5 protein-coding genes are annotated in these 6,642 nt (G+C 74.0%); 2 read left to right on the top strand and 3 right to left on the bottom strand.

Features of this window, described 5'->3' with window-relative positions; translation table 11 throughout:
• Positions 1-99 precede the first annotated feature (99 nt).
• Positions 100-432 (top strand): hypothetical protein, encoded by a 333-nt coding sequence (locus tag P3L51_RS34270; RefSeq protein WP_354609265.1) that lies wholly within the window; start codon positions 100-102, stop codon positions 430-432.
• Between the two features lie 174 nt (positions 433-606).
• On the opposite strand, the gene P3L51_RS34265 is transcribed toward P3L51_RS34270, so the two are convergent.
• A complete protein-coding gene (locus P3L51_RS34265; protein ID WP_354609264.1) occupies positions 607-1,677 on the bottom strand; it encodes a hypothetical protein in 1,071 nt (356 codons plus the stop codon).
• A 108-nt stretch (positions 1,678-1,785) separates the two neighbouring features.
• Complete coding sequence (locus tag P3L51_RS34260; protein ID WP_354609263.1) at positions 1,786-2,676, bottom strand: nitroreductase/quinone reductase family protein; 891 nt, start codon at positions 2,674-2,676, stop codon at positions 1,786-1,788.
• A gap of 422 nt (positions 2,677-3,098) precedes the next feature.
• Here P3L51_RS34260 and P3L51_RS34255 point away from each other — a divergent pair, with 422 nt between their 5' ends.
• Complete coding sequence (locus P3L51_RS34255; protein ID WP_354609262.1) at positions 3,099-5,726, top strand: helicase-associated domain-containing protein; 2,628 nt, start codon at positions 3,099-3,101, stop codon at positions 5,724-5,726.
• Positions 5,727-5,737: 11 nt separating this feature from the next.
• On the opposite strand, the gene P3L51_RS34250 is transcribed toward P3L51_RS34255, so the two are convergent.
• Positions 5,738-6,457: a VanZ family protein gene (locus P3L51_RS34250; RefSeq protein WP_354609261.1), complete on the bottom strand. Its 720-nt coding sequence runs from the start codon at positions 6,455-6,457 to the stop codon at positions 5,738-5,740.
• Between the last annotated feature and the right edge of the window lie 185 nt (positions 6,458-6,642).

Below are 6,642 nucleotides of genomic sequence, written 5' to 3'. Positions count from 1 at the left end.
TTCGCGTAGCCGTTTCGCGTAGCCGGGTCCTGCCGGGGCAGCCGGAGAAGGAGCCGACGCGCGACGAACGCGTCGAACGGCGACGGGAGATGACGGGACATGGCAACGGAGGAGCGAGACCGGGAACGCGGCGCGGGCCGGGACCACGCGGCGCACGACGGCCCGGGAAGCGGGACGACCCACGAGCCGGAGCCGCTGTCCGACCTGGAACGCGGCACGGTCCAGCGCGCCCAACTCCGCACCCGCGTCGCGGACATCGCCTGGACGGCGCTCGTCATCGTCCTGGGCACGTGGGTGCTGTGGAGCGCGATCGGCATCGCACGGGAGACGGCGAACGCGTGGGTCTACTGCGTGATCGGCGCGGTGCTGTTCACGGTGGCGCTGTGGGCCCGCCTGTCGACGCTGAAGGCACGCGCGCGCACGCGTCTGTAGGCCCGCGCCGGACAGGGCCCCGGACGGCGGCGATCGGTCCGCGCCGGGCCCTCAGGCGCCGCGGCGGGGAAGTGCGGTGCAGCACGGCGGTGCGGCGGTACGGCGGCACGGCAGTACGGCGGCACGGCGGCACGGCGGTACGTCAGCGCGGCGGCACGGCAGTACTGCGGCACGTCAGCTTCGTCGTGAGCGCCAGACCAGGAACAGCGCCGAACTGACCGCCGCCACCCGCAGGACCACTGGCCACGTCTGCGAGATCGCCTCGCCCATCGCGTCGTCCGCGATGACCTCGCCCCAGCGCTCCGTCGTACGGCCCCAGAGCCAGACCCCGCCCCCGACGACGGCCACGATCGGCAGCCCGAAGACCGCCAGCTTCGCCTCGAAGCGCGACAGCCGGCGCGAGGCGTACGCCAGGACCCAGCCGCCCGCGAGGGCCAGCCAGGAGCCGAGGATCGCGCCGGCCACGAGGAGGGCGGCGGCCAGGAGCAGGAAGGGGTTGGTGAGTTGGAGCCCGGCTCGCGCTTCGGCGGCGGGGGCGGGTTTCCCTCCCCGGCGCAGAAGTCGAGGCAGCAGCCGGCGCCGTCCGGGCGCCTCCGCCACTTCCAGTCCATCGGCCTCGTCCTCCCCTTCCGCCTCCGCCGCGAGACGGGCCTTCTCGGCGAGTTCATCGGGCGTGGGCGGCGGCTTCAGTATCTCGGGGATCTCGACACCGCCGACGAACCCGGAGACACCGGTCGCCGCCCCCATCGGGCCCGGGTCGACGCGCCACCAGTCCGGTTCGCTGCCGGGCGGGCCGAGTTCGTGCGTACCGGCCAGATGCGGCGGCGACGCGGTGGGCGTCTCGGGCACGGCCCTGCGCGTCTGCTTCGGCAGCGAGGGCCCGCCCTGCCGCCGCGCCTCACGGGGGCCACCGAGCAGTCCGCGCCCGCGCTTGCCACGCTGCTTCGGGAGCGTGGCGTCGGGCGACGGCTCGGCCACCGGCTCCTGGCCGAACGAGCCGCCGCCGCCCGAGAAGCCGCCGCCCGCCGCCGCGCCCACCACCTGGTCCGGCGAACCGAGCCGTCCCAGGATGCGGCGGACGGCGGCGGGGCTGTCGCCGCCGAACTTCCCGCGCTGCTTGTCGATCTCGCCCCGCAGCTCGGAGACGAGTCTCATCCGGTCGCCGGAGGGCAACTGCTGTTGCTGGGCCACGTCTCCGACCCGGCTCAGATAGTCGTACACGAGCTGGTCGCTCTCGATCCCCACACTGCCCTCCGCACATGCGCGCCTTACCTGCGGCCGATGGTGTCGCGCTCGTACCCGTACGTCCAGTACGAGCGTGGGCAACGGTCACCGGCGGCGCGGCGGAGGGGCTCAGCCCGCGGCGGGCGGCGGCGCCGGAGGCCACGGCACCTCAGCCACCAGCGGCAGGATCACCTCCTCCTCGTAGTCGAGATGCGCGTTCAGCTCTCTCGTCATCTCCGCCAACTCCGCACGGAAACGGGGCGGTTCGGCCACACCGAGATCGGCGAGCAGTGCCACCAGCCCGTCCTGGATCCGCGCGACGGTGCGGTGTTCGGCGCGGAGCCGGTCGAAGACGTCGGTCAGATGGGGGTGGTAGCGGGCGATTCCGGGGAACAGGTGCCCGTCCTCGCTGGTGTGGTGGAAGTCCAGGGACTGGCAGAACGCCAGGCAGCGCTGCCGGATCTGGAATCCGAGACCCGGCGCGGGCGGCTCGCCGGGACCCTCGTGGGCCGCGAGCGCCGCGAAGTGCGCCTCGACGTCCGCCGTCACCAGCCCCAGCTGGGCGCGCAGTTGGTCGTGCACGTCAAGGATCTTGTCGGCGAGGGTGGTGACTTCGCGCGGTCCCTCGGTCACGGCGGGCTCCAGCGCCACCAACAGCTCGTCGCGCGCACCCCCTTCGGCCGGGACCGCGAGGGCCTGGAAGGTACGGGTGCCGATCTCCACGTCCACCACGGGGTGGGCGAGCAGGTCGCGGTACCAGTCGGGATGGTCGGGCGCGTCGGGGTCCGACACGCCGTGGTCGGACGCGTCAGGGTCCGACACGCCGTGGTCGGACGCGTCAAGGTCGGGCGCACCGAGGTCCGACACGCCGGCCAAGGACGCGCCGGCCAGGGACGCGACGACCAGGAGCGAGTCGCCGCGGCGGACGTACCCGAGGGCGGTGGTCCTGGCGGTCCCCGACTTCGCGCCGGTGGTGGTCAGCAGGAGGGTGTTCCCCCCGTTGGCGAACGATGTGGGCATACGTTTCTGATTCTCCGGAAGATGAGGGCAGCCGTCGGCGCGCGCCGAGCTGAAGCCGGAGCCGAAGCCGGAGCCGTGGCCGGGGACTGCGAAGGATGAGAAGCGACGTGCGGTGGCGCTCGTATGCGCGGTCGCGCTCAGGTGCGCTCGTGCGCGGTGGCGCTCGCTACGTCACGTACGGGTCGCGGAGTATGTACTCATGGCGGATCCCTCGTATGAAGGGTGCTCGCCCGGTCACCGGCCCGCCCACTGCTCATCGGCCGGCGCCACGCGGCACCACCCCTATTACATGCAGCTGTCCAGCACCTGTCAACAAACCCGGGACGCCGCACGGCCCCCCGACGGCCGACACCCCGGCCGGGCGTCCCACAGGGGCTAACGTGGGACGGATGGGAATCAGCTAGCCGCCCCTGGAGGCGCACGTGTCCGAACGATCCGGCGGAACGCCCCCGCGTACGCTCGCGGAGGCCCTGCGCACCCGCGACGACGACGCGCTGGCCGCCCTGCTGCGCGCGCGTCCCGACCTGCTGAGCCCCGTACCCAACGACCTCGGCCAGCTCGCCACCCGGGCCGGTACCCGCGCCTCCGTCATGCGGGCGCTGGAACGGCTCGACCGCTTCACGCTCCAGACCGCCGAGGCGCTGGCGGCCTCGACCGACCCCGCGCCGTACGAGGCGGTCCGCGCGCTGATGACCGGCGACGAGGGCGATCCGCGCGTCGAGACGGCCCTGCCGCGCGCCGTCGCCGCGCTGCGCGAGCAGGCGCTGATCTGGGGCGCCGACGACCGGCTGCGGCTGGTCCGTACGGCGCGCGAGATCCTTGCCCCGTCCCCCAACCACCCCTCGCCGACCGGGCTCGGCCCGACCGTCGCCGAGGCCACGGCGGGGATGTCGCCGGGCCGGATCCAGGAGATCATCACCACCGCCGGGCTGCCCTCCACGCACGACTCGGTCTCGGCGGTCACCGCGCTGGCCGCGCTGTTCACCGACCGCACGCGCATGGCGGCGCTCCTCGACACCGCCCCGCCCGACGCGCTGGCCGTTCTCGACCGGCTGGTGTGGGGGCCGCCGTACGGCGAGATCACCTCGAAGCCCGCGCCGCCCGTGCAGTGGCTGCGCGACCACGGGCTGTTGCTGCCGACCTCCACGCGCACCGTCGTGCTGCCGCGCGAGGCGGCGCTGCATCTGCGCGGCGGGCGCGCGCACCGCCACACCGAGCCGGAACCGCCGGAGATCCTGCCGCACCCCTCGACGTCAACGGCGTCGTCGTTCTCGTCGTCGTTCACGGCGTCGTCATCGGCCTCGTCATCGGCGTCGTCATCGGCGTCGTCATCGGCGTCGTCCTCGTCCTCCGTGGCCGCCGGTCGTCCACAGGTTGTGGACAGCGCGGCGGCGGCACAGGCGTACACCGCGCTGGAGACGATCGAGGAGCTGGCCAAGGAGTGGAACGAGGGCGGCCCGAACGTCCTGCGCGCCGGCGGCCTCTCCGTACGCGACCTCAAACGCACCGCCACCGCGCTGGACGTCACCGAGCCCATCGCCGCCTTCTGGGTCGAACTCGCCTACGCGGCAGGGCTGTTGGCGGCGGACGGTGAGGCGGACGAGAGGTACGCGCCGACGCCCGTCTACGACCAGTGGCCCGAGCTGCCCCCGGCCGAACGCTGGGCCCGCCTGGTCACGGCCTGGCTGGGCGCCACCCGCACCTCGGGCCTCGTCGGCAGCCAGGACAGCAAGGGCCGTACGCTCGCCGTGCTCGGCCCCGACCTGGACCGGGGCATCGCGCCGGAGGTACGGCGCCACGTCCTCGACCTGCTCGCGAGCCTTCCGGAGGGCACCGCGCCCGACCCGGAGAGCGTGCTCGCCCGGCTGCGCTGGGAGCGCCCGCTGCGCGGCGCGGCGGCGGGCCGGCCCGAGGACCTGCGGGCACGCGTCGCCGCGTGGACGCTGAACGAGGCGGAGATGCTCGGCGTGACCGGCCGCGGCGCGCTGTCGTCGCACGGCCGCGCGCTGATCGCACCGCCGGACGTGGCGACCGGGATGGGGGCCTTCCCGAAACCGGCCTCCCGCGCGGGTTCCGCCACCGCCGGGGAGTTGTCGGCCACCGGCCTGCAAGCGGCCCGCGCCCTCGCGCCGCACCTGCCCGAGCCCCTCGACCACGTACTCCTCCAGGCCGACCTCACGGCCGTCGCCCCCGGGCCGCTGCTGCGTCCGCTCGCCGAGACGCTGTCCGTGATCGCGGACATCGAATCGCGGGGCGGCGCGACCGTCTACCGCTTCACGCCCGCGTCCGTACGCCGCGCGCTCGACGCCGGGCTGTCGGCTTCCGACCTGCACGCGTTCCTCGCGGCGCACAGCCGTACGCCGGTACCGCAGCCGCTCAGCTACCTCATCGACGACATGGCGCGGCGGCACGGGCATCTGCGGATCGGTTCCGCGTCGGCGTACGTACGCTGCGACGACGAGGCCGTCCTGGACGAGATCCTGGCCGACCGGCGCTCCCACGGCCTGCGGCTGCGCCGCCTCGCGCCCACCGTCCTGGCGGCCCAGGCGGACCCCTCGACGCTGCTGGACGGGCTGCGCTCGATGGGGCTCGCGCCGGCCGCCGAGTCCGCCGAGGGCGATGTCCTGGTCACCCGCGCCCACGCTCACCGCACCCCGCCGCGCACGCCACCGGCCCCCGTCCCCGACGGGCCGCCGGTGCCCGCGCCGACCTTGCTCGGCGCGGCGGTACGGGCGATCCGGGCCGGGGACCAGGCGGCGACGGTCGTACGCAAGACGCTCCCCGAACCGGCGTCGGCGGCACCGAGCGGGGATCTGCCCCGCACGACATCGGCCGAGACACTGGCGACGGTGCAGGCCGCCGCGCTGACGGGGTCGGCGGTCTGGATCGGCTACGTCAACGCGGAAGGCGCGGCGAGCCAGCGCGTGATCGCGCCGGTACGGGTCGAGGGCGGCTTCGTGACGGCGTACGACCACACGGCGGACGAGGTCCGCACCTACCCGCTGCACCGCATCACGGGCGTGGCGGAACTGGCGGACGACCCGGCGTAACGGCCGGCCGGCTACTTCCGAAAGCGCCGGCCCGGGGCCGCCGCCTTGGGGGCGACGGCTTTCTTCTTCGGTCCGGTCGCCTTCTTGGCGGTCGTCTTCTTGGCGGTGGCCTTCTTGGCGACCGTCCTCTTGGCGACCGCCTTCTCCCCCACCACGGGCTCGCGCTTCACGAGACCCCGCACGCGCTCGGTCCACGGCGCGCGGCCGTTCGTCCGCGTGGCCACACCCCCGCGCCGAGCCTTCTTCTCCGCCACCCGCTCCCGCTCCCGTTCCTCCGCCCGCTGGGCCTGCGCCTCCAGGGAACGGAACCCCAGCGTGTGGAAGCGGTGACTCAACCGGCGCCCCAGCAGCAGATACGCGAGGAACGCACCGCTCGTGTTCATGATCACGTCGTCCACGTCGAAGGCCCGCCCCTCGACGATCGCACCCTGCGCCAGCTCCACCGCGGTCATCATGACCACGGTCAGCCCCACCACCCGCAACATCCGGAACCTGCGCGGCACCAGCACCGGCAGCAACAGCCCGAACGGCGCGCCCATCAGCACGTTGCCCCCGACCTGCTTGCACGCCGCGAGGAAGGTGTAGTCCTCGGCGTACTGCCGCAGCGAATGCCCCGGCCGCAGATTGGCCCCGGCGATCTCCGCGGAGGCGGGCGACGGCGTGAGCGTCAACTCCGCTAGCACGGCGGCGAACCCGACAAGCAACAGGAGCGCGACTGCGAGGATGACCACCCGCAACACGGCTCCACCCCACGACGTACTCCAGGTCGACACCGCACGCCCCGACCCACCCACCGCGCGAACGCCCGAGCGCCCACCGGTCCGTTCCATTTCAGCGGCCATACGCCGCGCTTGCCCCCGACGGGGCGGGCTACGCACCCGAATTCCCGGGTTCCCGCGAGACCATCAACAGGCAG

The organism is Streptomyces panacea, from assembly GCF_040560175.1.
In the GTDB taxonomy this organism is placed as follows: domain Bacteria; phylum Actinomycetota; class Actinomycetes; order Streptomycetales; family Streptomycetaceae; genus Streptomyces; species Streptomyces panacea.
The sequence above is the reverse complement of the archived record's forward strand: the minus strand, read 5'-3'. Positions and strand labels throughout refer to the sequence as shown.